General features: G+C 71.4%; 27 protein-coding genes. 8 read left to right on the top strand and 19 right to left on the bottom strand.

Annotated features, from left to right (window positions below; all coding sequences use genetic code 11):
* Positions 1-16: 16 nt before the first annotated feature.
* Positions 17-2,068 (bottom strand): APC family permease, encoded by a 2,052-nt coding sequence (locus ACQEVM_RS09530; RefSeq protein ID WP_433076867.1) that lies wholly within the window; start codon positions 2,066-2,068, stop codon positions 17-19.
* A 209-nt stretch (positions 2,069-2,277) separates the two neighbouring features.
* On the opposite strand from ACQEVM_RS09530, the gene ACQEVM_RS09525 reads away from it, so the two are divergent.
* Both ACQEVM_RS09525 and ACQEVM_RS09520 read left to right on the top strand, forming a co-directional pair.
* Positions 2,278-2,946: a potassium channel family protein gene (locus tag ACQEVM_RS09525; RefSeq protein WP_053676315.1), complete on the top strand. Its 669-nt coding sequence runs from the start codon at positions 2,278-2,280 to the stop codon at positions 2,944-2,946.
* Positions 2,943-3,605 (top strand): potassium channel family protein, encoded by a 663-nt coding sequence (locus ACQEVM_RS09520; RefSeq protein WP_351373912.1) that lies wholly within the window; start codon positions 2,943-2,945, stop codon positions 3,603-3,605. Before ACQEVM_RS09525 ends, ACQEVM_RS09520 begins: the two co-directional genes overlap by 4 nt.
* 120 nt (positions 3,606-3,725) lie before the next feature.
* Here the strand turns inward: ACQEVM_RS09520 and ACQEVM_RS09515 are convergent, their stop codons facing one another.
* From ACQEVM_RS09515 to ACQEVM_RS09485, 7 genes are all read right to left on the bottom strand, one after another.
* Positions 3,726-4,499 carry a DUF3159 domain-containing protein gene (locus ACQEVM_RS09515; RefSeq protein WP_433076863.1) on the bottom strand — a complete coding sequence of 258 codons (774 nt, stop codon included), beginning with the start codon at positions 4,497-4,499 and terminating at the stop codon, positions 3,726-3,728.
* A gap of 3 nt (positions 4,500-4,502) precedes the next feature.
* Positions 4,503-4,922, bottom strand: a complete 420-nt coding sequence (locus ACQEVM_RS09510; protein WP_078998499.1) for an OB-fold nucleic acid binding domain-containing protein — start codon at positions 4,920-4,922, stop codon at positions 4,503-4,505.
* 24 nt (positions 4,923-4,946) lie between these two features.
* A complete protein-coding gene (locus ACQEVM_RS09505) occupies positions 4,947-5,627 on the bottom strand; it encodes a response regulator (protein ID WP_433076860.1) in 681 nt (226 codons plus the stop codon).
* Positions 5,624-8,314, bottom strand: a complete 2,691-nt coding sequence (locus ACQEVM_RS09500; protein WP_433076858.1) for an ATP-binding protein — start codon at positions 8,312-8,314, stop codon at positions 5,624-5,626. Before ACQEVM_RS09500 ends, ACQEVM_RS09505 begins: the two co-directional genes overlap by 4 nt.
* Positions 8,315-8,468: 154 nt before the next feature.
* Entirely contained in the window at positions 8,469-9,257 is a 789-nt protein-coding gene (locus tag ACQEVM_RS09495) for a DUF3710 domain-containing protein (protein ID WP_053676263.1), read from the bottom strand.
* A gap of 1 nt (position 9,258) precedes the next feature.
* The gene (dut, locus tag ACQEVM_RS09490; protein ID WP_433076855.1) at positions 9,259-9,804 is read right to left on the bottom strand and encodes a dUTP diphosphatase; all 546 of its coding nucleotides are present in this window, start codon (positions 9,802-9,804) and stop codon (positions 9,259-9,261) included.
* Positions 9,804-10,388 carry a PaaI family thioesterase gene (locus tag ACQEVM_RS09485; RefSeq protein WP_267828290.1) on the bottom strand — a complete coding sequence of 195 codons (585 nt, stop codon included), beginning with the start codon at positions 10,386-10,388 and terminating at the stop codon, positions 9,804-9,806. The genes dut and ACQEVM_RS09485 overlap by 1 nt, the downstream gene beginning before the upstream one ends.
* Before the next feature lie 58 nt (positions 10,389-10,446).
* Between ACQEVM_RS09485 and ACQEVM_RS09480 the strand changes: the two genes are divergently transcribed.
* Positions 10,447-10,926 carry a DUF3093 domain-containing protein gene (locus ACQEVM_RS09480; RefSeq protein WP_433076853.1) on the top strand — a complete coding sequence of 160 codons (480 nt, stop codon included), beginning with the start codon at positions 10,447-10,449 and terminating at the stop codon, positions 10,924-10,926.
* Positions 10,927-10,963: 37 nt separating this feature from the next.
* On the opposite strand, the gene ACQEVM_RS09475 is transcribed toward ACQEVM_RS09480, so the two are convergent.
* From ACQEVM_RS09475 to ACQEVM_RS09460, 4 genes are all read right to left on the bottom strand, one after another.
* The gene (locus ACQEVM_RS09475) at positions 10,964-11,881 is read right to left on the bottom strand and encodes a hypothetical protein (RefSeq protein WP_433076851.1); all 918 of its coding nucleotides are present in this window, start codon (positions 11,879-11,881) and stop codon (positions 10,964-10,966) included.
* Positions 11,882-11,893: 12 nt separating this feature from the next.
* Positions 11,894-12,190, bottom strand: a complete 297-nt coding sequence (locus ACQEVM_RS09470) for a DUF4193 domain-containing protein (RefSeq protein ID WP_053676268.1) — start codon at positions 12,188-12,190, stop codon at positions 11,894-11,896.
* Between the two features lie 383 nt (positions 12,191-12,573).
* A complete protein-coding gene (locus ACQEVM_RS09465) occupies positions 12,574-13,821 on the bottom strand; it encodes a sensor histidine kinase (RefSeq protein ID WP_433076848.1) in 1,248 nt (415 codons plus the stop codon).
* A gap of 5 nt (positions 13,822-13,826) precedes the next feature.
* A complete protein-coding gene (locus ACQEVM_RS09460) occupies positions 13,827-14,480 on the bottom strand; it encodes a response regulator transcription factor (RefSeq protein ID WP_030008767.1) in 654 nt (217 codons plus the stop codon).
* 250 nt (positions 14,481-14,730) lie between these two features.
* On the opposite strand from ACQEVM_RS09460, the gene ACQEVM_RS09455 reads away from it, so the two are divergent.
* Positions 14,731-14,916: a hypothetical protein gene (locus ACQEVM_RS09455; RefSeq protein WP_433076845.1), complete on the top strand. Its 186-nt coding sequence runs from the start codon at positions 14,731-14,733 to the stop codon at positions 14,914-14,916.
* A 94-nt stretch (positions 14,917-15,010) separates the two neighbouring features.
* Here the strand turns inward: ACQEVM_RS09455 and ACQEVM_RS09450 are convergent, their stop codons facing one another.
* Complete coding sequence (locus tag ACQEVM_RS09450; RefSeq protein WP_433076843.1) at positions 15,011-15,814, bottom strand: inositol monophosphatase family protein; 804 nt, start codon at positions 15,812-15,814, stop codon at positions 15,011-15,013.
* Positions 15,815-15,838: 24 nt separating this feature from the next.
* On the bottom strand, positions 15,839-16,999 hold the full coding sequence (locus ACQEVM_RS09445; protein WP_433076841.1) for a ferrochelatase: 1,161 nt from the start codon (positions 16,997-16,999) through the stop codon (positions 15,839-15,841).
* A 170-nt stretch (positions 17,000-17,169) separates the two neighbouring features.
* Here ACQEVM_RS09445 and ACQEVM_RS09440 point away from each other — a divergent pair, with 170 nt between their 5' ends.
* A complete protein-coding gene (locus tag ACQEVM_RS09440) occupies positions 17,170-18,441 on the top strand; it encodes an MFS transporter (protein WP_433076839.1) in 1,272 nt (423 codons plus the stop codon).
* Positions 18,374-19,720 carry a D-arabinono-1,4-lactone oxidase gene (locus ACQEVM_RS09435; RefSeq protein WP_433076837.1) on the top strand — a complete coding sequence of 449 codons (1,347 nt, stop codon included), beginning with the start codon at positions 18,374-18,376 and terminating at the stop codon, positions 19,718-19,720. The genes ACQEVM_RS09440 and ACQEVM_RS09435 overlap by 68 nt, the downstream gene beginning before the upstream one ends.
* 7 nt (positions 19,721-19,727) lie before the next feature.
* Here ACQEVM_RS09435 and ACQEVM_RS09430 read toward each other — a convergent pair whose 3' ends face one another.
* A complete protein-coding gene (locus ACQEVM_RS09430; RefSeq protein ID WP_433076835.1) occupies positions 19,728-20,585 on the bottom strand; it encodes a hypothetical protein in 858 nt (285 codons plus the stop codon).
* Between the two features lie 538 nt (positions 20,586-21,123).
* Between ACQEVM_RS09430 and sepH the strand changes: the two genes are divergently transcribed.
* Entirely contained in the window at positions 21,124-22,134 is a 1,011-nt protein-coding gene (sepH, locus tag ACQEVM_RS09425) for a septation protein SepH (protein WP_433076833.1), read from the top strand.
* 70 nt (positions 22,135-22,204) lie between these two features.
* Here the strand turns inward: sepH and ACQEVM_RS09420 are convergent, their stop codons facing one another.
* Complete coding sequence (locus tag ACQEVM_RS09420) at positions 22,205-23,047, bottom strand: sulfurtransferase (protein ID WP_433076831.1); 843 nt, start codon at positions 23,045-23,047, stop codon at positions 22,205-22,207.
* 189 nt (positions 23,048-23,236) lie between these two features.
* On the opposite strand from ACQEVM_RS09420, the gene ACQEVM_RS09415 reads away from it, so the two are divergent.
* Positions 23,237-24,022 (top strand): VOC family protein, encoded by a 786-nt coding sequence (locus tag ACQEVM_RS09415; RefSeq protein ID WP_433076829.1) that lies wholly within the window; start codon positions 23,237-23,239, stop codon positions 24,020-24,022.
* 41 nt (positions 24,023-24,063) lie between these two features.
* On the opposite strand, the gene ACQEVM_RS09410 is transcribed toward ACQEVM_RS09415, so the two are convergent.
* From ACQEVM_RS09410 to ACQEVM_RS09400, 3 genes are all read right to left on the bottom strand, one after another.
* The gene (locus tag ACQEVM_RS09410) at positions 24,064-24,714 is read right to left on the bottom strand and encodes a thymidine kinase (protein ID WP_433076827.1); all 651 of its coding nucleotides are present in this window, start codon (positions 24,712-24,714) and stop codon (positions 24,064-24,066) included.
* Between the two features lie 65 nt (positions 24,715-24,779).
* Complete coding sequence (locus ACQEVM_RS09405; protein ID WP_433076825.1) at positions 24,780-25,982, bottom strand: alkaline phosphatase family protein; 1,203 nt, start codon at positions 25,980-25,982, stop codon at positions 24,780-24,782.
* On the bottom strand, positions 25,982-26,578 hold the full coding sequence (locus tag ACQEVM_RS09400; RefSeq protein WP_053676318.1) for a DUF5998 family protein: 597 nt from the start codon (positions 26,576-26,578) through the stop codon (positions 25,982-25,984). Before ACQEVM_RS09400 ends, ACQEVM_RS09405 begins: the two co-directional genes overlap by 1 nt.
* Positions 26,579-26,581: the final 3 nt, after the last annotated feature.

Below are 26,581 nucleotides of genomic sequence, written 5' to 3'. Positions count from 1 at the left end.
CCCGCCGCCCCGGGCCCTACTTCGCCGAGTCCTTCGGCCTCGACCGCGGGGTGTCCACCGGTCCGCGGCGGACCGCGCCCGGCGCGTTCCAGTCCTGGCGCTTCTTCGCCCGCCGCTTGGCGAGCTCCGAGGACTCCAGCTGGTAGGGCACGGAGGTGACCATCACGCCGGGTGTGAAGAGCAGTCGGCCCTTGAGGCGCAGCGCGCTCTGGTTGTGCAGGAGGTGTTCGTACCAGCGGCCGACGACGTACTCGGGGATGTAGACGCTGACGGCGTCGCGCGGGTTCTCGCTGCGCAGTCCCTTGACGTACTCGACGACCGGCCGGGTGATCTCGCGGTAGGGCGAGTCGAGGATCTTGAGCGGGACGTTGATCCCGCGCTGCTCCCAGTCGGCCTTCAGTGCCTTGGTCTCGGCCGGGTCGACGCTGATGCTGAGCGCTTCCAGGGTGTCCGAGCGGGTCAGCTTCGCGAAGGCCAGGGCCCGCAGCGTGGGCTTGTGGACCTTGGAGACGAGGACGATGGAGTGGACCCGGGAGGGGCGCACGCTGTCGTCGCTGGGGCCTTCGGCGGCGGCGATCTCGGCGGAGACGCGGTCGTAGTGCTTGCGGATGGCGGTCATCGTTCCGTAGAAGATGACCATGCCCAGCAGGGCCACCCAGGCGCCGTGCGTGAACTTGGTGGCGAGGACGACGACGAGCACCATGCCGGTGAAGAAGGCGCCGAAGGTGTTGATCGCCCGCGAGCGGTGCATGCGGCGGCGGGCGGCCTGGTCGCGCTCGGAGCGCAGGTGGCGGTTCCAGTGCCGGACCATGCCGATCTGGCTGAGTGTGAAGGAGACGAAGACGCCGACGATGTAGAGCTGGATCAGCTTGGTCGAGTCGGCGTCGTACAGCCACACGAGCAGCATGGCGGCGCCCGCGAGGAGCACGATGCCGTTGGAGAAGGCGAGGCGGTCGCCGCGGGTGTGCAGCTGGCGCGGCAGGTAGCGGTCCTGGGCGAGGATCGAGCCGAGCAGCGGGAAGCCGTTGTAGGCGGTGTTGGCGGCCAGGAAGAGGACGAGCGCGGTGGCGATGGCCAGGATGATGAAGAGGAAGCTGCCACTGCCGAAGACGGCCTCGCCGACCTGCGAGATCACGGGGTGCTGGACGTAGTCGGTGCCGACGGGGACGCCGTTGTCCAGGAGGTCGACCGGGGGGTTCTCCGCCATCTTCACGTCGGTGGCCATGGCCAGGCCGATGATCCCGCAGAACATGGTGACCGCGAGGCCGCCCATGAGGGCGAGGGTGGTGGCGGCGTTCTTGCTCTTGGGCTTGCGGAAGGCGGGGACGCCGTTGCTGATGGCCTCGACGCCGGTGAGGGCGGCACAGCCCGAGGAGAAGGCGCGCAGCAGCAGGAAGACGAGGGCGAATCCGGCGAGCCCCTGGTGTTCGGGTTTGATCTCCAGATCCGCGGTGGGCGCCTTCATCTCGTCGCCGAGTACGAGGCCCTTGAAGGCGCCGTAGGCGATGAGGACGAAGACGGCTCCGACGAACACGTAGGTCGGGATCGCGAAGAGTTTCCCGGATTCCTTGACTCCGCGCAGATTCATCAGCGTGAGAAGGATGATCATGATCATCGCCGAGAGCACCTTGTGCTCGATGACGAAATCGACGGCGGATCCCAGGTTCTCCACGCCGGAGGAGATGGAGACGGCGACCGTGAGGACGTAGTCGACGAGCAGGGCGCTCGCCACGGTGAGACCGGCTTTGGGTCCGAGGTTGGTGTTGGCGACCTCGTAGTCGCCGCCGCCGCTCGGGTAGGCGTGGACGTTCTGTCGGTAGGAGGCGACGACGGTGAACATGAGCACCACGACCGCGACCGCGATCCAGGGGCTGAAGTGGTACGCCGACACACCCGCGATCGAGAGGACCAGCAGAACCTCGCCCGGGGCGTAGGCCACGGACGAGAGCGGGTCGGACGCGAAGACAGGAAGGGCGATCCGCTTGGGGAGGAGCGTTTCTCCGAGGCGGTCGCTGCTTAGCGCCCGGCCGATCAGGATCCGTTTGGGCACGTCGGTCAGTTTGGACACGCAGAGGATCGTAAGCGTTCGAAATCCGCCTGACGAACCCCCGGCCCCTTTACAGGGCAATGAGCGGCCAATGAGGGGCTCCCTGCACCCCAAATGGTCACACTGGTGACCGCCCGTGTGTAGCTTGGGCCATGGTCTGAGACCCTGTTTAGCCAGAGCATGCAATGAGGCTGGAAACCAGCGAGCCGCTGTCAGCCGGAAGGACGGCCGTGCACATCGTCATCATGGGTTGCGGAAGAGTGGGCTCCGCCCTCGCGCAGACCCTGGAACAGCAGGGGCACACGGTCGCGGTCGTCGACCAGGACCCCACCGCATTCCGTCGACTGGGGGCATCGTTCGGCGGCCGCCGCGTCACGGGGGTCGGCTTCGACCAGGACACCCTGCGGGAGGCCGGCATCGAGGAGGCGGGTGCCTTCGCCGCCGTCAGCAGTGGTGACAATTCCAACATCATCGCGGCTCGGGTGGCCCGTGAGATGTTCGGCGTCGAGAACGTCGCCGCCCGCATCTACGACCCCAAGCGCGCCGAGGTCTACCAGCGCCTCGGCATCCCCACCGTCGCGACCGTGCGGTGGACCGCCGACCAGATGCTCCGCCGGCTGCTGCCCTCGGGCGCGGAACCGCTGTGGCGCGACCCGAGCGGCGGTGTCCAGCTCGCCGAGGTGCACACCTCCGAGGCGTGGATCGGCCACAAGGTCAGCAAGCTCCAGGAGGAGACCGGCGTACGCGTCGCGTTCCTCACCCGTCTGGGTGAAGCCACGCTGCCGACGTCCGCGACCGTCCTCCAGGAGGGCGACCTCGTCCACGTGATGATGCGTACGGACGAGATCGACAAAGTCGAGGCGGCCTTCGCCGAGGGGCCTGAGGAGGCACACGCATGAGGGTCGCGATTGCCGGAGCCGGCGCGGTCGGCCGCTCCATCGCGGGTGAGCTGCTGGAGAACGGCCACGAGGTGCTGCTGGTCGACAAGGCGCCCACCGCCATCTCCGTGGAGCGGGTCCCGCAGGCGGAGTGGCTGCTGGCCGACGCCTGCGAGATCACCTCGCTGGACGAGGCCGCGTTGCAGCGCTGCAACGTGGTCATCGCCGCCACGGGTGACGACAAGGTCAACCTGGTCGTCTCGCTCCTGGCCAAGACCGAGTACGGGGTTCCCCGGGTCGTGGCGCGGGTGAACAACCCGAAGAACGAGTGGCTCTTCAACGAGTCCTGGGGCGTCGACGTCGCGGTATCCACCCCGCGCCTGATGTCGGCCCTGGTCGAGGAGGCCGTCAGTGTCGGCGACCTCGTGCGGCTGCTGCGCTTCAGCCACGGTGACGCCAACCTGGTCGAGCTGACCCTGCCGGCCGACTCCTCGGTCGCGGGCACCCAGATCAGTGAGATCAACTGGCCCGAGGACACCTCGCTGGTCACGATCATCCGCGGCAACCGGGTCCTGACCCCGCACGGCGAGGAGACTCTGGAGCCCGGCGACGAGCTTCTCTTCGTGGCCGCCCAGGCCCGCGAGGAGCAGCTGGAGGACCTCCTCCAGGCCCGCCACTAGGTCTCGGCGTCGACGTGAGGGGGGCGGGGCGGCCGATCGGCCGCCCCGCCCCCCTCACGTCGCCTCGTCGGCTCTCATGTCGCCTCGTCGCCTCGTCGCCTCGTCCGCGCGTCCCGGCGGCTACGGCGCCCGGTGGCGTCCTTCGGTGGAGGCGTTGGCCGCCTTCGCCGCCTTGGCGGCCGCCTTGGTCTCCTTCTCGGCGGCCTCCTCGGCCTCCCACTCCGCGATCACGTCGATCGGCGGCGGCGCCTTCGCGAGGAACACCCACGTGAAGTACACGGCCAGCACCATCGGCGGGAGCTTGAGCGCGATGAGCACCCACCCCAGCTGGGTGGCGTCCCCCCACCAGTACAGCGGGAAGAGGATCGCGTACTTGGCGAGGAAGATGAGCCCCCACGCCAGGCTGGCCTTGGTGTAGGCCTTCTTGCGGCCCGGGTTGCGGGTCCGCCAGGACAGGTTCTCCTTGAAGACCGGTCCCAGGATCACGCCGAGCAGCGGGAAGCCGACCAGCGCCGAGAGGGTGAACGCGAAGCCCAGGCCGACGCCGTAGATCATGCCGGGCAGGTAGAAGCCCTTCGCGCTGCCCGTGAAGAGGGCGAAGGCCACGCCCACGCCCACGCCGAAGACCCCGCTGAAGGCGTGCTTCACGGTGTCCTTGCGCAGCAGGCGCACGATCACGAGCAGGACCGCGACGGCGCCCGCGGCGATGGCGGAGCTCTTCACGTCCTTGTTGATCGTGTAGATCATCACGAAGAGCAGGCCGGGGAGCATCGTCTCCACGGTGCCGCGGATGCCGCCGAAGGCGTCGAAGAGCGCCGCCTGCGTCACCGCCTTCTGGTCCGCCGCGGGCCCCGGCGGGTCCGCCGGCGTGGTCGGTTTGTCGAGTGACGTCACCGGTTACTGCTCCTGTCCGAGCGGTCGGAGTTCGTACTTCGGGTTGAAGAGGACCCGACGCCCATGGCTCATCGAGATCCGGCCGGAGGCGATCATGCGCCGTCCCGGCTCGATTCCCACGATCGAGCGACGTCCGAGCCACACCACGTCCAGCGGGGCCGAGCCGTCGAACAGCTCCGCCTCCAGGGCGGGAACCCCGGCGCGAGGCCGCAGGGTCACGGTACGCAGCGTTCCGGTCACCTTGACTATCTGGCGGTCGTCGCAGTCGCAGATCCGCGTGCATCCCGCGGCTTCTGCGTCCTCCTGCAGCTCCGCCGAATGCAGCTCCTCCTGCGAGGTGGAAAGCCGCTCTATCATCCGGCGGAACCGGCCCGCCGGCCTGGCCGGTTTCGCGGGCTTCTCGGGACGCGGTTCAGCACTCATACAGGAAGCGTACCGGCGCTCCCGCTACCTCTCGAAGCGGTATCCCATGCCCGGTTCGGTGATGAAGTGGCGGGGATGCGAGGGGTCCGCCTCCAGCTTGCGCCGCAGTTGCGCCATGTAGACCCGCAGGTAGTTGGTCTCCGTGCCGTACGAGGGCCCCCAGACCTCCTGGAGCAGCTGCTTCTGGCTGACGAGCTTGCCGCCGTTGCGGACCAGCACTTCCAGCAGGTGCCATTCCGTGGGGGTCAGGCGTACGTCGCGCCCCGCGCGCACCGCCTTCTTGGCGGCCAGGTCCACGGTGAAGCCGTCGGTCTCCACGATCACCTCGTCCTCGCCCGCGGCCGGCTCGGCCCGGCGCACGGCCGCGCGCAGCCGGGCCAGCAGCTCGTCCATGCCGAAGGGCTTGGTGACGTAGTCGTCGGCGCCGGCGTCCAGTGCCTCGACCTTCTCGTCGGAGCTGTGCCGGGCGGACAGGACCAGGATCGGCACACGGGTCCATCCGCGCAGCCCCCTGATCACCTCGACGCCGTCCATGTCGGGCAGGCCGAGGTCCAGGACGACCACGTCGGGGTGGCGGGCGGCGGCGAGTTCCAGCGCGCTCGCCCCGTCGGCGGCGGCGTCGACCTCGTACTTGCGCGCCTTCAGGTTGATCACGAGGGCTCGGACGATCTGCGGTTCGTCGTCCACCACGAGCACCCGGGTCATTGAGGGCCTGCCTTCTGTCGTACGGAGGGGTCGACCGGTCGATCGAACGAGTGAGAGGGAGAGGGAGAGGGAGGGAACGAGGGAGGGAACGGTTCGGGGGGAGGGCGGGACGCGGGGGACGAGGCGGCGGCGGGAGGGCCGGTCCCGACCTCGCCGTCCACGGTGACGCGCGAGGGGCCGCGCTCCCCCGTCACCGCGCGCAGGGTGAGCACCATGGTCAGCCCGCCGCCGGGGGTGTCCTCGACGTCGAGGGTGCCGTCCATGGCCTCCGCGAAACCGCGGGCGACGGCCAGGCCGAGGCCCACCCCGGCGCCCCGGGGGGAGTCGCCGTGTCGTTGGAAGGGGGCGAAGATCCGGTCCTTGGCCTCGTCGGGCACCCCGGGTCCGCGGTCCACGACCCGTACCTCGACGCGGTCGCCGAGGAAGCTGGCCGCGACCAGAACCCGCTCCCCCGCCGGGCTGTACTTGACGGCGTTCTCGACCACGTTGGCGACGGACCGCTCCAGCAGCCCCGGGTCCACGGCCACCATCGGCAGGGTCTCGGGGACGTCCAGGACCACGCTGTCCTCCGGTACGCCGCCCAGCGCCATCGGGACCACCTCGTCGAGGTCGATCTCGCGGATCAGGGGGGTGACCGTGCCGGTCTGGAGGCGGGACATGTCGAGCAGGTTGCCGACGAGGTGGTCGAGCCGGTCGGCGCCGTCCTCGATGCCTTCGAGGAGTTCGGCCCGGTCCTCCTCGGACCATTCGACGTCGTCGGAGCGCAGCGAGCTGACCGACGCCTTGATGGAGGCCAGGGGGGTGCGCAGGTCGTGGCTGACGGCGGCCAGCAGCGCGGTCCGGATGCGGTTGCCCTCGGCCATCCGGCGGGCCTCCTCGGCCTGTCCGACCAGCCGCTGCCGGTCCAGGACCACGGCGGCCTGGGCGGCGAAGGCGCCGAGCACACGGCGGTCGTCCGCGGGCAGCACGCGCCCCGACAGGGCCAGCGCCATGTGGTCCCCGATCGGCATGTCCACGTCCGCGTCCTCGGGCCGGGCCGCGGGACGCGGGCCCACGCTGCCGGCCGGGAGCCAGGGCTCGACGTCGCTCTCCCGCTCCAGCAGGGCCACCGACTCCATGGCGAAGGTCTCGCGCACCCTTTCCAGCAGCGCGTCCAGGGTGGTCTCGCCGCGCAGGACGCTGCCCGCGAGGAAGGAGAGGATCTCGGACTCGGCGCGCAGGCGGGCGGCCTGTTGGGTCCGCCGGGCGGCGACGTCCACGACGGACGCGACGGCGACGGCCACCCCGAAGAAGACCGAGATGGCGACGATGTTCTTCGGGTCGGAGACCGTGAACCGGTGCACCGGTGGGGCGAAGAAGTAGTTCAGCAGCAGCGAGCCGAAGGCCGCCGAGGCCAGGGCGGGCACGAGTCCGCCGAGCAGCGCGGCGGCCACGGTGAGCGCCAGGAACAGCAGCATCTCGTTGGCGAGTCCGGGGTCGCCGTCGATGTTGGCCAGGACGAGGGCGAGGAGGGCGGGGAAGAGCACGCCGACCACCCAACCGGCCACGATCCGGGGTCGCCCGAGGCGGGCGGCGGTGCGGACCACGGGCAGTCCGCGCCCCTTGGCGACCTCTTCGTGGGTGACGATGTGGACGTCGAGGTCGGGCCCGGATTCCCGGGCCACGGTGACGCCCACGCCCGGCCCGAAGACGTACTGCCAGGTCTTGCGGCGGCTGGAGCCGAGGACGATCTGGGTGGCGTTGACCCCGCGGGCGAACGCGAGCAGGGCGTCGGGGATGTTGTCGCCGATGACGTGGTGAAACGTTCCTCCGAGGTCTTCGACCAGGGTCCGCTGGACCGCGAGCTCCTTCGGGGAGGCCGCGGTCAGACCGTCGCTGCGGGCGATGTAGACGGCCAGGATCTCGCTGCCCGAGCCCTTGGCCGCCATCCGGGAGGCGCGCCGGATCAGGGTGCGGCCCTCCGGCCCGCCGGTGAGGCCGACGACGATCCGTTCGCGGGCCTGCCAGGTGGAGCGGATGTCGTGCTCGCCCCGGTACTGCTGGAGGTACTCGTCGGCCCGGTCGGCCACCCACAGCAGCGCGAGCTCGCGCAGGGCGGTGAGGTTGCCGGGGCGGAAGTAGTTGGACAGGGCCGCGTCGACCTTGTCGGGCTTGTATATGTTGCCGTGCGCCATCCGGCGGCGCAGGGCCTGCGGGGACATGTCGACCAGCTCGATCTGATCGGCCCGCCGGACCACCTCGTCCGGTACGGTCTCCCGCTGCCGCACGCCGGTGATCGACTCGACCACGTCCCCGAGTGATTCCAGGTGCTGGATGTTCACGGTGGACACGACGTCGATGCCCGCGCGGAGCAGTTCCTCCACGTCCTGCCAGCGCTTGGCGTTGCGCGAGCCCGGCACGTTGGTGTGCGCGAGCTCGTCCACCAGTGCCACGGCGGGCCTGCGGGCCAGCAGCGCGTCCACGTCCATCTCCGTGAACCCGGCGCCCCGGTGGGTCAGCTCCCTGCGCGGCACCTGTTCCAGTCCGTGCAGCATGACCTCGGTGCGCGGCCGTCCGTGGTGCTCGACGAAGCCGACGACGCAGTCGCCGCCGCGCTCCACCCGACGGTGGCCCTCGGAGAGCATGGCGTACGTCTTGCCCACACCGGGTGCCGCGCCGAGGTATATCCGTAGCTTGCCGCGTGCCATGCGCCCATTCTCAGGGACGTCCCCGCAGTCCACGCGCCGATGTACGGCGATGGGAGCATCCCTGACGGATCCCTGACGCGTCCGCCGGGAACGGCGGTGGGCCGCACCCCCGCGAGGGTGCGGCCCACCGACCGGTATCGACCGTCGAGCGAGGTCAGCGGACCTCGGTGATCTCCGGACCGCGTTCCAGCTGGCCCATGCCGCCGCCGAAGCGGGAGCCCTCGGGCTCCTCGGTCGTCTGCACGCCGTCCGGCACCATCTGGGCGTCGTTCGGCAGCTTCAGGACGATGGGGTCGCGGGGGGCCATGGGGCCGTCGCCGCGGAGGACGACGGTGTCCCGGAAGATCTGCTCCAGCACGCCGGCCGAATCCGGGCGCACCGCGCCCTGGCCGGAGATGACACCGCGCAGGAACCAACGGGGACCGTCGACGCCGACGAAGCGCACGAGCTGGGCGCCGGTCTGGCCGTCGGGCAGCGGCACGGGGACCTGCGCGCGCAGCTCCCAGCCCAGCGGGCCCTGGACCTCGTCGATGATGCCGCCCTGTTGGGTGATGCCCGTGGCGATCTCGTCGCGGACCTCGCCCCAGATGCCTTCCTTCTTGGGCGCCGCGAAGGCCTGCAGCTGCACGGCGCTGTCGCCGAGGACCACGGTCGCGGCCACGATCGCGTCACCGGCGACCTCGACGCGCAGCTCCATGCCCTCGACACCGGGTACGAGGATGCCCCCGAGGTCGACACGGCCGTCCTCCGGATTGCCGATCACCTCGGAAACGTCCCAGGGGCCGTCCGGCCTGGGGGCCGGCGGCAGGTTCATCCGACGCGGCTTGGCGTCGTCGTCGAGCGCCTCGGCGTCGTCCCGCTCATCGGCGCGTGCGCCGTCGACGACCTGCTCGGCCGCGCCGCCGTCCCTGACGGAGTCGTTCTTCTTGCGACGTCCGAACACGTCACTGTCCTTCCCGGTCGGTTACGACCGAAGCGTAGCCATTCCCACCCTGCTGACCAGCCTCGGATCCGGCCACGGCCGCATGACCGCCGGTGGAGCCGAAACCCCCCTCGGCCCGGGCCGAGCCGGGAAGTTCCGCCACCTCGTGGAAGCGCACCTTCTCGACCCGCTGGACAACCAGCTGGGCAATGCGGTCGAAACGCTCGAACCTGACGCTCTCGCGCGGGTCGAGATTGACCACGATCACCTTGATTTCCCCACGGTACCCGGCATCCACCGTCCCTGGGGCATTCACCAGCGCGAGGCCGCAACGGGCGGCCAGGCCCGAGCGCGGGTGCACGAAGGCGGCGTACCCGTCGGGCAGGGCGATGGAGATGCCCGTGGGCAGCACGATCCGCTCGCCGGGCGCGAGCTCGGCGGCCTCCGTGGTGACCAGGTCGCAGCCCGCGTCACCGGGGTGACCGTAGGCCGGCAGGGGCACCTCGGGGTCGACGCGGCGGATCAGCACGTCGACGCCCCGGCGGGCGTCGTGGTTGTTCTGAGACATCAGGGGTTCACCTCGAAGGCGCGTGCGCGCCTGACCTGGTCCGGGTCGGCCATCGCCGCCCGGATCTCCTCGGGCCGTCCGTTGTCGATGAAGTGGTCGACCTTCACCTCTATGAAGAGGGCGTCGGCGCGTACGGCGACCGGCCCCTCGGGACCGCCTATTCGGCCGACCGCGGAGCAGTAGATCTTCCGCCCGGCCACGGCGGTCACCTCCGCCTCCAGGTACAGCACGGTGTCCACGGGAACGGGCCGTACGTAGTCGGTCTCCAGCCGGCCGGTCACCGCGATGACGCGCAGCAGCCAGTTCAGCGAGCCGAGCGTCTCGTCGAGGGCGGTGGCGAGCACGCCTCCGTGGGCGAGACCGGGGGCGCCCTGGTGTGCCTGCTTGACGGTGAACTCGGCGGTGACGCGCACGCCCTCGCCCGCCCGTGCCTCCAGGTGGAGCCCGTGGGGTTGCCCCTCGCCGCAGCCGAAACAGTGCTCGTAGTGCGCGCCGAGGAGTTCGCCGGGGCCCGGGGCATCGGGGTGCCGGACCGGCGCCGTGGCATCGGCCGGCGGCGTCAAGGCTGTGTTTCGTCCACTCACAGCCGCTGACCTTACCCGCGCGGCGGTTCGGCGGTCGCCTCGTGGCAGGCTTGGACCCATGCAGCCCTCCCCCGCGCACCACGACGAACGCCTGACCGCTCCCCGCGCCTGGTGGGGCATCGCCGTGCTCCTCGGCATCGCGTGCGCGCTGATGCTGTTGCCGCTGGGCACGCTGCCGATGCTGCTCGGTCTGGTCGGGGGCAGTGCGCTGGCGGGGATGGTGGTGAGTTCGTACGGCTCCGCGCGCGTGCGCGTGGTGAACGGTGCGCTGGCGGTGGGTGACGCGAGGATCCCGGTGACGGCGCTGGGCGAGCCCGAGATCCTGGAGGCGGAGGAGGCGCGCGCCTGGCGCACGTACAAGGCCGACACCCGCGCCTTCATGCTGATGCGCAGCTACGTGCAGACGGCGGTCCGCGTCGAGATCACCGATCCGGCCGACCCGACTCCCTACGTGTACGTCTCCACCCGTGAGCCGCAGGCCCTGGTCGCGGCGCTTCGCGCGGCGAAGAACAGCCCCGCCGCGCCGGCGGCCGGCTGAGTCCGGGGGGTCGGGCGCGGCGCCCCGGGGGCGGTCGTCAGCCCCGTCCCTGCGCGTCCGGGCCCTCGATGGCCCTCCTGGCGGCCTCGGGGAGGGGCTGGGTGGGCCGCTCAAGGGGCGGCAAGTGCGGGAGTGCGTCCCAGGCCACGGCGCGGGTCCGCAGGTCCGCACGCACCTTCTCGGCCAGTTTCCGGGTGTCCCGACGGTTCATGACGGCGCCGACGGCGGCGCCCACCATGAACGGCATGAGGTTGGGCAGGTTGCGGAACATCCGCTTCATGATCTGTTGGCGCAGTTCGCGCTTCATCTGACCGCCGAGCGCCGCGTTCAGCGTCGTCGGCTTGGTCAGGTCGACTCCGCGTTCCTCCGTCCACGACGTCAGGTACGCGAAGCTGCGTTCTCCGAGGTTGCCCGGCGCCCGGAGTCCGTAGACCTCGTGGAGTTCGGCGAGGAGCTTCAGCTCGATCAGCGCGACCCCGGTGATCTCCGCGGCCATCTCGGCCGGCATCGCGGGCGGCACCGGAAGCATCGCCGCCGCGCCGATGCCCGCGCCGACGGCGGACGTGGCGTTCGCGGCGCCGGTGATCAGTTTGTCGGCGAGCCGATCGGGGTCGAGGTCCGGGAACTGCGCGCGCAGGGTCGCGAGGTCCCGAACCGGAACGCGCGGTGCGTTCTCGATGATTCGGTCGGTGATGTACAGGGCGGCGGCCTTCGCACCTTCGCCGCCCTTGCGCACACCGTTCTTGACGGCTTGCACCCGACGAGCCCCGAACCACTCCCGGGACTCCTCGTCGGCCGCTGTGGCCGACGGCACCGCCGCGGCGGTGTCGGAGGGCACGGCGGGTACGCCGGGGGCTCCAGGGCCCGTTGCCGGGTCCGTGGTTCCCACCTGCGTCTCCGCCGGATCACCAGACTTCCGGAAGCGTCGCTTCCGAAATGGCGTCGAGCCTGTCACGGCCGACGCCTCTCAGTCGCAGTCGCGACAGATCGGCTGACCGTTCTTCTCACGTGCCAGCTGGCTGCGGTGGTGCACCAGGAAGCAGCTCATGCAGGTGAACTCGTCGGCCTGCTTGGGCAGGACCCGTACGGCCAGCTCCTCATTGGAGAGGTCCGCACCGGGAAGCTCCATGCCTTCGGCCGCGTCGAAGTCGTCCACATCGACGTTCGACGACGACTTCTCGTTGCGCCGGGCCTTCAGCTCTTCGATGCTGTCGTTGTCAACGTCGTCGTCGGTCTTGCGTGGGGTGTCGTAGTCCGTTGCCATTGTTCGCTCTCCCCCTCTGGGATTTAGCGGTGTCTCAGCGCACGTAACGCGCGAGAGGCCGGACTTGTGCCCGACCTGAGGCGGAGATTTTGCCTCACATCAAGGTCTGTTACTCAATCGACACCCAGCCGCACGCCCGAAGGCGCATTTGGCTGGGATGACGACCGGGACCGTACACGGTCCGGGGGCCGTCTTGCACAAACGCCACCCCGTGTATTTCCCGCCATCATGGGGGCCGGAAACCCGGACGTCCCGGGCTTTCCGGCCTTCTCGGGGTCACTGAACGCACATGACCCGACACTCGACAATGTGATCGATCACACAGATCCCCTGGCCGCGACCGTTGGTCCATTCAGCCAACAGCGAACACGCGGGACCGCAGGTCACAAGGGCAACGTGACACGCATCACGAGGCCACCGCCCTCGCGGGGCGTCGCCTGGATGCGGCCGCCGTGTGCGCGGGCCACGGAGCGCGCGATCGAGAGACCGAGCCCCACACCCTTGTCACTGCCCGTTCGTTCGGTACGCAGCCGCCTGAAGGGCTCGAAGAGGTTCTCCACCTCGTACGCGGGAACAACGGGACCCGTGTTCGATACGAGCAGCACCGCGTGACCGTGCTGGACCTCGGTGGTGACCTCCACCCAGCCACCCTCCGCGACGTTGTAGCGGACGCCGTTCTGCACCAGGTTGAGGGCGATCCGCTCCAGCAGCACGCCGTTGCCCTGGACGACCGCCAGGGCGCGTTCGCCGCGGATCTCCACGCCCTTGGCGCCCGCCTCGCCGCGCGCCTGGTCGATGGCCCGCGAGGCGACCTCGGCCAGGTCCACGGGCTTGCGTTCGATTATCTGGTTGTCGCTGCGGGCCAGCAGGAGCAGGCCTTCGACGAGCTGCTCGCTGCGCTCGTTGGTGGCGAGCAGCGTCTTGCCGAGCTGCTGGAGCTCCACCGGGGCCCCCGGATCGGAGAGGTGCACCTCCAGGAGCGTCCTGTTGATCGCGAGCGGCGTCCGCAGCTCGTGCGAGGCGTTGGCCACGAACCGCTGCTGGGCCGTGAAGGCCCGCTCCAGCCGGTCGAGCATCTCGTCGAAGGTGTCGGCCAGCTCCTTCAGCTCGTCGTCCGGCCCGTCCAGCTCGATCCGCCGGGTCAGGTCGGAGCCGACCACCCGACGGGCGGTACGGGTGATCTTCCCGAGCGGCGAGAGCACCCGGCCGGCCATCGCGTAGCCGAAGGCGAAGGCGATGATGCTGAGGCCCAACAGGGCCATCAGCGACCGGCTGAGCAGGTCGTCCAGGGCGTGCCTGCGCTGTTCCAGGACGCAGGCGTTGATGGCGGCGTTGAACTGGTCGAGCGGCTGGCCCTTGCCGGCCACCCCGGGGCAGGTGTTGCTGATGACCGTGACGTCGGTACCGTCCACGATCTTGAAGGGCGCGCCGTTGCCCTCGCGCAGCGCCTGCGCCGCCAGCAGGTAGATGATCGACAGCAGCAGGATGCCGGCGATCAGGAACATCCCGCCGTACAGCAGGGTGAGCCGTATCCGGATCGTCGGCCGCAGCCAAGGGAAGGGACCCTCGGGCTGGCCGGGGTCCCAGGTGGGCTTCGGTGGCGCCGCGGCCGGCGCCGGTGTCGCTGCCATGCCCGTCAGATCCGGTATCCGGAGCCCGGCACGGTGACGATCACGGGCGGCTCGCCGAGCTTGCGCCGCAGGGTCATGACGGTCACCCGGACCACGTTGGTGAAGGGGTCGGTGTTCTCGTCCCAGGCCTTCTCCAGCAGCTGCTCGGCGGAGACCACCGTGCCCTCGCTGCGCATGAGGACCTCCAGCACCGCGAACTCCTTCGGCGCCAGCTGCACCTCCTTGCCCTCGCGGAAGACTTCGCGGCGGTTCGGGTCCAGCTTGATGCCGGCCCGCTCCAGCACGGGCGGCAGGGCCACGGTCGTACGCCGCCCCAGGGCCCGCACCCGCGCGGTGAGCTCGGTGAAGGCGAAGGGCTTGGGCAGGTAGTCGTCCGCCCCGAGCTCCAGCCCCTCGACCCGGTCGCTCACGTCGCCGGAGGCGGTGAGCATCAGGACGCGGGTGGGCATGCCCAGCTCGACGATCTTGCGGCAGACGTCGTCGCCGTGCACGAGCGGGAGGTCCCGGTCGAGCACCACCACGTCGTAGTCGTTCACTCCGACGCGCTCAAGGGCCGCGGCGCCGTCGTACACGACGTCCACGGCCATGGCCTCCCGGCGCAGGCCGGTGGCCACCGCATCGGCGAGCAGCTGCTCGTCCTCGACGACGAGTACGCGCACGTCGTTTCCTTCCTTCGAGCCCAGACGGGCACACCTGTGTTGCGTCGACCATCCTGCACGTTTCGGCGGTAAACCGGCTGTAAGGCGCCGCTCGGCCGCCTTCCCCCGGGTGGAAGTGGGGATTCCCCGGCCCCGCGAGGTTTCTGGGCCCGAGGTGCCGGGGAGGACGACTGCACACCCCGACCACTCCCTGACGGCGGACTGCCACGTGCCACCCGTCGCCGACCCATGAAGAGGGGGCGCACCCACCATGGACGCATTCACCGCAGGCCTTCTGCAGCGCATCGAGGCCACCCAGTCCGACCTCAGCAAGGCCCGTGAGACGGGCGACGACCACCTCGCGGATGTGGAACAGGCGGAGTTGGAGGACCTCCAGCGCCTGGCCGCCGAACACGGCGTACCCGTGGAACGCGGCATCTCCGTCACGGCCGCCTGATCCCACCCCGCCCCGGACCCCGACCCCGGCCGCCCACAGGGCGCCCGGGGTCTTTCCGTGGGCCCGGCCGCCGGAGCGGGCCCACGGAGGGACCTCAGTCGCGCCAGGCCTGCGCCTCGTCCAGCAGCGGTTGCAGCGAGGCGAACACGGCCGGGGTGGCCGCCAGCGCCAGTTCGCCCGAGGCGGGCCGCCCCGGGCGGCCTCCGGTCAGCGCCCCCGCCTCGCGCGCGATCAGCTCGCCCGCCGCAAGGTCCCAGGGGTTCAGCCCCCGCTCCCAGTACCCGTCCAGCCGTCCGGCGGCCACATCGCACAGGTCTACGGCCGCCGAGCCGCCCCGCCGGATGTCCCGGACCAGCGGGATGATCCGCCGGGCGACCTCGGCCTGGTGCGCCCGCCGCGCCTGCACGTACGCGAATCCGGTCGCGATCAGCGCCTGGTCCAGCGGCGCCGCCGGCCGGCACGCGAGGCGGGCGTCGCCCAGCCACGCCCCGCCGTCGAGCACCGCGTGGAACGTCTCCCCGCGCATCGGGGCCGCCACGACCCCGACCACGGTCTCGCCCCGGTACTCGGCGGCGACCGACACGGACCAGCTCGGCAGCCCGTACAGGTAGTTGACGGTGCCGTCGAGCGGGTCCACGACCCAGCGCACGCCGCTGGTCCCGGGGGTGTCCGCGCCCTCCTCGCCCAGCAGCCCGTCCTCGGAACGCCGCCGTCCGAGGATCTCGGTGATCAGCTTCTCCGCCGCGATGTCCATCTCGGTCACCACGTCGATCGGGCTGGACTTGGTCGCGGCCACCGCGAGGTCGGCCGGTCGCCCGTCGCGCAGCAGTTCACCCGCCCGGCGGGCCGCCTCCAGACCCACGTCGAGCAGCTCGGCCTTCAGTTCCGCGGAAATCATGGTGGTGCCACTCCCTGGGGTCGGTCAGGCGTACGGACTGTCCGCTCCGGCGGCGGCCGGCCGCGGGGCGCGCGCCGGGCAGCAGCCCACCGCGCACCGATCATGACTCGGGCCGAGCAGCCCCAGCGCGCACCGTTCGACCGGCACGCCGCGCTCGGCCGCGGCGCGCTCCAGCAGCAGGTCCCGTACCGCCGCCGCGAACCGCGGGTCGGCGCCGACCGTCGCCGAGCGGGCGATCGGCAGGCCCAGTTCGGCGGCCTTGGCCGTGGCCTCCGTGTCGAGGTCGTAGAGGACCTCCATGTGGTCCGAGACGAACCCGATCGGCACCATCACGACCGCCGGGGTGTCCTTCGCGCGCAGGGCCTCCAGGTGGTCGCAGATGTCGGGCTCCAACCACGGGATGTGCGGGGCGCCGCTGCGCGACTGGTAGACGAGGTCCCAGGGCAGTTCGGTGCCCGTCTCGGCGCGGACGGCGTCCGCGATCACGGTGGCCACGTCCAGGTGCTGGCGGACGTACGCACCGCCCTCGCCGTGCCCCTCCACCGGGCCGGAGGTGTCCGCCGAGGCGGTCGGGATCGAGTGTGTGGTGAACACCAGGCGCGCCCCGGCCCGCACGTCCCGCGGCAGCTCGGCCAGGGAGGCGAGCACGCCGTCGATCATCGGCTGCACGAATCCCGGGTGGTTGAAGCAGTGCCGCAGCTTGTCCACGCGCGGCAGCTCCTCCACCCCCTCCTCGGCCAACTGCGCCAGGGCGTCGGCGAGGTTCTCCCGGTACTGCCGGCAGCCGGAGTACGAGGCGTACGCACTGGTCGCGAGCACCGCGATCCGGCGGCGACCGTCGGCGGCCATCTCGCGCAGCACGTCGGTGAGGTACGGGGCCCAGTTCCGGTTGCCCCAGTAGACCGGCAGGTCGAGCCCGTGCTCCGCGAAGTCCTTGCGCAGCGCGTCCAGCAACGCGCGGTTCTGCCCGTTGATGGGGCTGACCCCGCCGAAGCCGAAGTAGTGCTGCCCGACCTCCTTGAGCCGCTCGCGCGGGATGCCGCGCCCCCGCGTCACGTTCTCCAGGAACGGAACGACGTCGTCGGGGCCCTCGGGGCCGCCGAAGGAGAGCAACAGGAGGGCGTCGTAGGGGGCGGCGAGGCCCTCTGCCGCTCGGGGGGCGCAGGCGCGGAGCTGGTCGGACATGCTCGAATCCTGCCACCCGCCGGGCCGGGCCGGGAAACGGACCCGGCGCGCCCGAGACCGAAGATCAAAGGTAAGGTCACCCTAACTTCCTGTCTGGATTTTCCCCATGCGGGCGCCTTGTCGGCGACCGTGACCAGTGGGGGCCACAGACGTCCCTTACGGAGCGCAACGTGCCCAGTCCCTACCGCGCGATCTTCGCGACCCCCGGCACCAAGGGGTTCACGGCCGCCGGCCTCATCGGTCGGATGCCCCTGTCCATGGTCGGCATCGGCGTGCTGACGATGATCACCGAGCTCGGCGGCAGCTACGCCCTCGCGGGCGGGATCACGGCGACCATCGCGCTCTCGGCCGCCGCCGTGGGCCCCCAGGTGTCCCGACTGGTGGACCAGCACGGACAACGGCGGGTGCTGCGCCCGGCGACGCTCGTCGCGGCGGGGGCCGTGACGGGTCTGCTGCTCTCGGCGGCGAACGAATGGCCCCGCTGGACCCTCTTCGTCTTCGCCGTCGTCGCGGGCTGCGTGCCCAGCGTCGGCTCGATGGTGCGCGCGCGCTGGACGGCGCTCTTCCGGGACACCCCGCAACTGCACACCGCCTACTCGTTCGAGTCGATCCTCGACGAGCTGTGCTTCATCGTCGGTCCGCCGCTCGCCGCGACCCTGTCCGCGAGCTGGTTCCCGGAGGCCGGCCCGGTGGTCGCGCTCGTCTGCCTGCTCACGGGTGTGTGGTGGCTGACCGCGCTCACCGCCACCGAGCCCGAGCCCCATCCCCGTCACCCCCAGTCGGACCGGTCCTCGGCGCTGCGCTCCCCCGGTCTCCAGGTCCTGGTCGCCACCTTCGCGGCCACCGGCGCGATCTTCGGGTCCGTGGACGTGGCGACGCTGGCCTTCGCCGAGGAGCACGGCAACAAGTCCCTCGGCGGGGTGTTCCTGGCGATCTGGGCCTTCGGATCCTGCCTCGCGGGCATCGTCTTCGGCCTGCTGCACTTCAAGGGCAAGGCCGAACCTCGGTGGATGCTGGGCATCAGTGCGATGGCCGTGAGTATGATCCCCCTCCTACTGGCCGGGAACCTTCCGTTTCTGGCCGTGGCGCTCTTCGTCTCGGGCCTCGCCATCGCTCCCACGATGATCACCACGATGGCCCTGATCGAGGCGCACGTACCTCACGCGAAGCTGACCGAGGGCATGACCTGGATCAGCACCGGCCTCGCGGTCGGCATCGCGATCGGGTCCTCCGTGGCCGGCTGGGTCGTCGACGCGGCCGGTGCGCGGACCGGGTACGTCGTCTCGCTCTCGGCGGGGGTGACCGCGGCCGCGGTGGCGTTCGCGGGATTCCGCCGGCTGACGAGGCCGGCGCAAGGGGAGGAGCCAGGCACCGATGGGGACGGCGACAGCAGGGCAGAACGGGTACGCCGGGGCGGCGAGGACGCCGGCCACGTGGCGTAACTGGGCGGGGAACGTCAGTGCCACCCCCGCCCGCGTGGTGACCCCGACCTCGGTCGGGGAGCTTCAGGAGGCGGTCCGTCGGGCCGCCGAGGACGGGCTGAAGGTGAAGGCCGTCGGCACCGGCCACTCCTTCACGGCGGCCGCCGCCACCGACGGCGTGCTGATCCGTCCGCAGTCCCTGGCCGGCGTCCGGTCCGTGGACCGCGCGGCCGGGACCGTCACGGTGGCGGCGGGCACGGTCCTCAAGGACCTCAACCAGGCCCTGGCCGGAGAGGGCCTGTCGCTCACCAACATGGGCGACATCATGGAGCAGACGGTCTCCGGCGCCACCAGCACCGGCACCCACGGCACCGGCCGCGACTCCGCCTCCCTCTCCGCGCAGATCCGCGGGTTGGAGCTGGTCACGGCCGACGGCCGACTGCTGGCGTGCTCGGAGAAGGAGAACCCGGAGGTCTTCGCGGCGGCCCGACTCGGCATCGGCGCGCTCGGCATCCTCACCTCGGTCACCCTCGCCGTGGAGCCGATCTTCTTCCTGACCGCCCGTGAGGAGCCGATGCCCTTCGACCGGGTGACGGCCGAGTTCGACGAGCACTTCGCGGAGAACGAGCACTTCGAGTTCTACTGGTTCCCGCACACCGGCAACTGCAACACCAAGCGGAACAACCGCAGCCAGGGCCCGGCCGCCCCGCCCGGGGCGGTGAGCGCATGGGTGGAGGACGAACTGTTGTCCAACGGCGTCTTCCAGGCCGTCAACTCGCTGGGGCGCGCCGTCCCGGCGGCCGTCCCCGGCATCGCGCGGATCGCCAGCCGCGCCCTGTCGGCGCGCACCTACACGGACATCCCGTACAAGGTGTTCACCAGCCCGCGCCGGGTCCGGTTCGTGGAGATGGAGTACGCGCTCCCCCGTGAGCACGTCGTCGGGGCGCTGCGCGAGCTGAAGGCGATGGTCGACGGATCCGAGCTGCGCGTCAGCTTCCCCGTGGAGGTCCGCACCGCGCCGGCCGACGACGTCACCCTGTCCACGGCGTCGGGCCGGGAGACGGCCTACGTGGCGGTCCACATGTACAAGGGCACCCCGTACCAGGCCTACTTCACCGCGGCGGAGCGCATCTTCACCGCGCACGGCGGCCGGCCGCACTGGGGCAAGGTGCACACGCGGGACGCGGAGTACCTCGCCGGGGTGTACCCGCGCTTCGGCGAGTTCACGGCGCTGCGGGACCGGCTGGACCCCGACCGGCTGTTCGGCAACGACTACCTGCGGCGCGTGCTCGGGAGCTGACCCCGGTTCAGGAGGGGTTCGGCGCGGGCCCGGTACCGGTGCTTGTCCCACCGGAACCCGATCCGGAACCGGACCCCGAACCACCGGTCGACTTCCCCGGAGTCGGGGTCGGGGTGGGAGTGGGCGTCGGTGTCGGATCGGGCTTCGGCGGCGTCGGGTCCGGGCTCGACTCCCCGGAACGGGAGGGCGTCGGGTCCGGTCCCGGGCTTTCGTCGCCGGGGGAGGTCGAGGGGTCCGGGGAACCCTTCCCGGTCCCCGGGCTCTCGCCGCGCCCGCCGTCCTGCCCGCCCTTGCCTCCGTCGCCGTCGTCGGCGCCCCGACCGGGGTCCTCGCGCGGCACGCTCGGCTTGTGGTCGGCGGCCTTGCGGGTGCCCCCGGACAGGATGGTGCCGCCACCCTGGCTGACGGAGGTGCCGGCAATCGCCTCGTAGGTGCCGAGTCCGCCGAGCGCGATGGCGAAGGCGGCTCCGGAGGCGACGGCCGTTCGCTTCCAGCCCCGCACCCGGGTGCCGTGCACGGTCGCGTCGCCGAACTCCTCGGAGGGCAGCGCCGCACCCGGCAGCAGCGAGCCGTCCGCAGCCTGGTCCTTGTGCACCACGGGCACCTGACGGGCCTTGGGGCGGGCGGTCTCGCGCAACTGATCGCCGGTACGTCGGAACAGGTGCTGGACGACGGGCCCTCCCGCGGTGGCGACCACGCTCACCACGCCGGCTCCGAGGATCGTGCCGTAGACCCCCATCTGTGAGGCGAGCAGGGCCGCCGCGACGGTGGCGGTGGAGGTGCCCGCGATCTGCGCCACGCTCAGATCGAGTTTCTTCTTCTCCGGTACCGGGTCCACCGTGTCCCGCGTCGTCTTCTGACCCATCGCCATCCCCTGCGTGCCCTGCCTCTCGCGCTTCTCCTCTTCCAGCAGTTACTGACACCTGAGCGAAACGGAAAGTTCCATTTCGGGGGATTCTGTGAAGCAAGACACCCTCAAACCGACCGGGGCGCAGGTCCCGCCGGATACCGACCGCATTCAGGGCAGCTCAACTCCCGCCGCCCGAGACAAGTTCGGCGGCGCGGCGGTCCACCTGCGTGGCCCGAATGGAGTACTGTGGCGAGCCCTGGGGCCGTCCTTCCTTTCGGATGTCCGGACTCGGGAGAGGGGGCCGGACGATGGAGAAACGGCACTCGAGACCGGCGATGCCGCGGTGTTGCACGGGTTCCTGCTGCGCACAGTAATCGTTCGGTCACTGTGCGTACCCAACAGGTAACCGTGCCATAACGGCGATCAAGGGCGCATGCCCGACACGCCGGTTTAACTCGGCAAGGTTGTGGCAGGCTGCACCCGGGCAGGCCACACTCGACTAGCGGAAGCAGCGACGCACGTGACGTCGGCAGGCACCACCCGGGAGGTCCCCATGCCCGAACTGCGTGTCGTGGCCGTCTCCAATGACGGCACACGACTGGTGCTCAAGGCTGCGGACAGCACGGAGTACACGCTTCCGATCGACGAGCGTCTCCGGGCTGCCGTACGCAACGACCGTGCGCGCCTGAACCAGATCGAGATCGAGGTGGAGAGCCACCTCCGCCCTCGCGACATCCAGGCCCGCATACGAGCCGGCGCCTCCGCGGAGGAGGTCGCTCAACTCGCGGGCATCCCCGTCGACCGGGTACGCCGGTTCGAGGGCCCCGTGCTCGCGGAGCGCGCGTTCATGGCGGAACGCGCCCGCAAGACTCCCGTGCGCCGCCCCGGCGAGAACACCGGCCCCCAGCTCGGCGAGGCCGTGCAGGAACGGCTGACGCTGCGCGGGGCCGACAAGGAGTCCGTGCAATGGGACTCCTGGCGCCGCGACGACGGCACCTGGGAGGTCCTGCTGGTCTACCGGGTCGCGAGCGAACCGCACTCGGCGAGCTGGACGTACGACCCGCCCCGCCGACTCGTCGTGGCCGTGGACGACGAGGCCCGCTCCCTGATCGGCGAATCGGACGATCTGCCCGCGGCACCCGAGCCGAGCTTCCCGTTCGTCCCGAGGATCGCGCGCCTGCCCCGCGACCGACCGCTCGACCGCGCGCTCGACCGCCAGATGGAACGCCCCGCCCCGCCGCCGGAACCGGAGGAGGAGCGGGACACCTTGACCAGCCTGCTGGAAGCCGTGCCCAGCTTCCGCGGCGACATGGTGGTTCCGGAACGCGTCGACCTGCCGGCCGAGGAACCGGAGGTCGTCGAGGAGGCGCCGGCGGCCTCCGCGGGAGCCGGCAGCGCGTACGCCGACGTCCTGATGCCGCGCACCGTGGCGGGTCACCGCGACCGGTTGACCGGCACCACCGACCGGCAGGCCGAGGCGGACGGGGTGCGCCCGGGCCGGCGCGCCGCGGTGCCGAGCTGGGACGAGATCGTCTTCGGCACCCGACGCAAGAAGCAGGAATAGCGGGAACACCCGCACGAGAAGGTCGGGGGCGCGGCATGCGCGGCGCCCCCGACCTTCCGTGTGTCCCGCTCTACGGCGTCGGGCCCGTGGCGACCGGGCGGGCCGGGTCCGAGGACCAGTCCGACCAGCTGCCCGCGTACAGCGCGGACGCGATGCCCGCGACGTCCAGGGCCAGCACCTCGTGCGCGCCGGAGACCCCCGAGCCGCAGTAGACCGCGACCGGGGCCCGGCCTGCGGCGCCGAGCGCCTCGAACCGTGCGCGCAGGGACGCCGCCGGCAGGAATCGTCCGTCCGCGTCCACGTTCTCCGAGGTCGGAGCGGACACCGCGCCCGGCACATGGCCGCCGACCCGGTCGATCGGCTCGACCTCACCCCGGTATCGCTCCCCCGCCCGGGCGTCCAGGAGGACACCCGAACGGGCCAGTGCGGCCGCCCCGTCCGCGTCGAGGACCTCCAGCGCGCCCGGGTTTGGCTTGAAATCACCCTCGGTGGGGGTGGGTGTGACGGTCGTCATCGCGCCCCCGGCCGCCGTCCAGGCCTTCGGACCCCCGTCCAGGACCCGAACGTCCGTGTGCCCCGTCCAGCGCAGCAGCCACCACGCCCGGGCCGCGGCCCAGCCCTGTCCGCCGTCGTACGCGACCACCGGCACGCCGGCGCGGACCCCGGCCCGGCGCATCACCGCGCCGAACGCCTCGGGGTCCGGAAGCGGATGCCGCCCGCCAAGTCCCGTCGCGCTCACGGGACCTGCCAGTTCGTGGTCCAGGTCCACGTACACGGCACCGGGCAGGTGCCCCGCCTCGTACGCGGGCCGCTGGTCGGGTCCGCCCAGTTGCCAGCGGACGTCCAGGAGCACCGGTGGGGCGCTTCCGGTCATTTCGCTCATCAGTTCGGAAGCCGAGAGGATCGCAGTCATGGGGCACATCTTCCTCCCCACCCCGGCACCCCGTGTAACAAGCCGGACATCAACGCGCCGCGACGGGCCGCATTGATTCGGTCATCTCTCCTCCGCTCCCGGGAAACGCGGCCCGGTCGAGGCGCGCCGAACCCCTCGGAGTGGAAGCATCACTTCGAGGACAGGACCACGACTGAGGAGACGGCTGACATGACCGAGGCAGCGAAGGCAACCAGGCGTGAGCCCGGTACACCGTGCTGGGTGAGCCTGATGGTGCACGGCCTCGGCCCCACCGAGGAGTTCTACGCCGACCTCTTCGGCTGGGACTACCAACCGGGCCCGGAGCAGTTGGGCCCCTACGTCAGAGCGGTGCTCGACGGCCGGGAGGTGGCCGGCGTCGGCGAGATGCCCCCGGACCGGGACCTCCCGGTCGCCTGGACCACGTACCTCGCCACGGACGACGCCGACGCCACGGCCGAGGCGATCCGTGCCTGCGGGGGCACGGTCGCGGTGGGCCCGCTGGACGCCGGCGTCGCGGGCCGGGTGGCGATCTGCTCCGACCCGCTCGGCGCCATCTTCGGCATCTGGCAGGCGGGCAGTCACCTCGGCACCGCGCTGCACGGCTCCCCCGGCACCCCGGTCTGGAACGAGTTGGTCACGCAGGACACCACGGCCGTCGGCAAGTTCTACGAGCACGTCTTCGGCCACGAGGCCCGCCAACACCCGGACACGACGGACGACTTCGACTACCTGACCCTGCGCCTGGACGGCCACCCGGTCGCCGCCGTGCACGGGGTGGGCCGCTCGCTGCCGCACGACCGGGGGCCGCACTGGATGACGTACTTCGAGGTCGAGGACACCGACGCGGCCACGGCCCGGGTGATCGACCTCGGCGGCCGCGTCGTCGAACCGCCCCGCGAGGGCTTCAACGGCCGACTGGCCACCGTCGCGGACCCGGAGGGGGCGGTCTTCACCCTGGTCCACTCCCGGAACTGACCCCTCGTCGCGCCCGCGGTGGCACCCGCGACGCGGGCCGCTCAGCCGTGGTTGACGGGGAGGACGTCCGGGGAGAGGGCGCCCGCGTGGGCCGCGGCGGAGGTCATGTGGCGGCGGTGGTGGCGGCGGCAGAGGACCTCGTAGCCGATCTCCTCGGCCGGGCGGTTCACGTCGCCGACCACGACCTGTTCGCCCTCCACGACCATCACGCCCCCCACCGTGCGGGCGTTGTGGGTGGCGCGGGCGCCGCACCAGCACAGGGCCTCGACCTGGAGCTGCTCGATCCGGTCGGCCAGCTCGATGAGGCGCTGCGAGCCGGGGAAGAGCCTGGTGCGGAAGTCGGTGGTGATGCCGAAGGCGAAGACGTCCATGTCGAGGTCGTCCACGATGCGGGCGAGCTGGTCGATCTGTTCGGGGGCCAGGAACTGGGCCTCGTCCACGATCACGTAGTCCGCCCGGCCGCCCTGGGACAGCTGGGCGACCAGGTACGCGTACAGGTCCATGCCCTCGCCGGCCTCGACCGCCTCCGTCACCAGACCCAGCCGCGAGGACAGCTTGCCCTCGCCCGCCCGGTCGTCGCGGGTGAAGATCACGCCTTGCAGCCCCCGGGCGGAGCGGTTGTGCCCGATCTGGAGCGCCAGTGTGCTCTTTCCGCAGTCCATCGTTCCGGAGAAGAACACCAGCTCGGGCATGGGAAGTACGGGACCTTTCGGTTCGGGGCACAGGGGTGGGCGGTGACGGTGGGGCGGCGCGTGGGTCAGGTGCGGATTTCGAGGAGGGGGACCAGTTGCTCGGCCGCGGTCATGGAGCCGTGCATGCCGACGAGCGCCGACTCGTTGGGCTCCTTGCGGGACGCGGTGATCGCGACGTCGGCGTGGGCGGCGGCGACGACGTCGCCGATCCGCCTCAGCACACGCTCGTCGCACTCTCCCGGGGCGCCGAACCAGCCGAGTTCCAGGGCCTCTTCGCGGCTCGCGATCCAGAAGCGGTCCCCGAGCACCTCGCGCCACACGGTGAGCACGTCGGCCTCGGCTCCCGGTACCGCGTAGACGTGTCGGGCCCGTCCCTCGCCGCCCAGCAGGGCCACGCCCGCGCCCAGTTCCCAGTCCTCGTCGAAGTCGATCCGCGAGTCCTCGTCGAAGGGCACGTCCACCATGCCGTGGTCGGCGGTCACGTACAGGGCGGTGCGGGGCGGCAGTTGCTCCGCCAGTCGCTGCACCAGTCGGTCGACGTACATGAGTTGACCGCGCCACACGTCGGAGTCGACGCCGTGCCGGTGACCGGCTCCGTCGAGTTCGCTGTAGTACGTGTACACGAGCGAGCGTTCACCGGCGGCGAGTTGGATGGCCGCGAGATCCATCCGCTCCTCGCCGGTCATCCGGCCGTGGAAGGTGCCGCCGCTCAGCGCGATCTTGGTGAGCGGGGTGGTCTGGAAGCCCGGCGCGGACACCTGCGCGGTGTGCACGCCGGCGGCGTCCGCGAGCTGGAAGACGGTGGGGTACGGCTGCCAGGTCTTCGGCTGGGTCCACGGCTGCCAGCGGAGCTGGTTCATCAGTTCGCCGGAGGCCGGGTTGCGCACGGCGTAGCCGGGCAGGCCGTGTCGGGCCGGCGGCAGTCCCGTGCCGACGGAGGCCAGCGAGGTGGCGGTGGTCGCCGGGAAGCCCGAGGTGATCGGGCGACCGGTGCCGCCGCGCGAACCGGCGAGCAGGGAGGCCAGGTACGGGGCCTCCTGCGGGTGGGCCTTGATCTGCTCCCAGCCCATGCCGTCGACCAGGAAGACGCAGTTCCGGTCGGCCGGGGTCAGTTCGGCGATCCCGGCGGCGAGGCCGGGAACGCCCTGTCCGGCCGCCAGGGTCGGCAGCAGGTCGGCGAGCGAACCGGTGCCGTAGTGCGGAACGGGGGCGCCGGCGAGGTCCAGCGGCTCGGGCTCGTCCCAGTTCGCGGGTACGGAGGAGAACATCAGCGGCCGGCGGCGGGCGAGGCCGCGGTGGCCTCGGACAGGGCCTGGGCGAAGACCAGGGTCTGGCGGACCGTCTCCGGGCCGTCGCCGGCCTCGCTGACCCGCAGGCTGAGGTCGTCGGCGGTGGAGTTGCCGGTGTAGCCGTGGTCGGAGTCGCAGTTCGGGTCGCCGCAGGCGGCGGGCTCCAGGTCGATGCGCGAGACCGCGCCCCAGCCGATGGTCAGCACGACCTCGCGCGGCAGGGTGCCGGCGGTGTACGACTCGGGGTTGGCGACGACGCGGCTGAGCACCACCGAGGAGATGCTGCCGAGCTTGACCGACTCGGTGGAGGTCGTCGCGTACGGGGACGGCGACCCGGCGTCGGCGGCCTGCTCGTCGGTGTGGCTCACGATGAAGCGGTTGCCGGTGAGGACCAGGACCGTGACGTGCCGGCGCACCTCGTTGGAGTCGAAGGTCGTCTCCTGGTGGACCAGGTACGACGAGATCGGCTCGCCGCCCACCGCGGCCTCCACGGCCTCGGCCACGAGGGTCGGGTAGTAGCCGCTGCGCTCGATCGCCGCGCGCAGCCCCTGGGTCGTCGTACCGGATTTCGCCATGAG

Origin of the sequence: Streptomyces sp. CA-243310 (assembly GCF_050936775.1) — a bacterium.
Lineage (GTDB): Bacteria > Actinomycetota > Actinomycetes > Streptomycetales > Streptomycetaceae > Streptomyces.
This window is presented reverse-complemented; position numbering and strand designations above follow the sequence as displayed.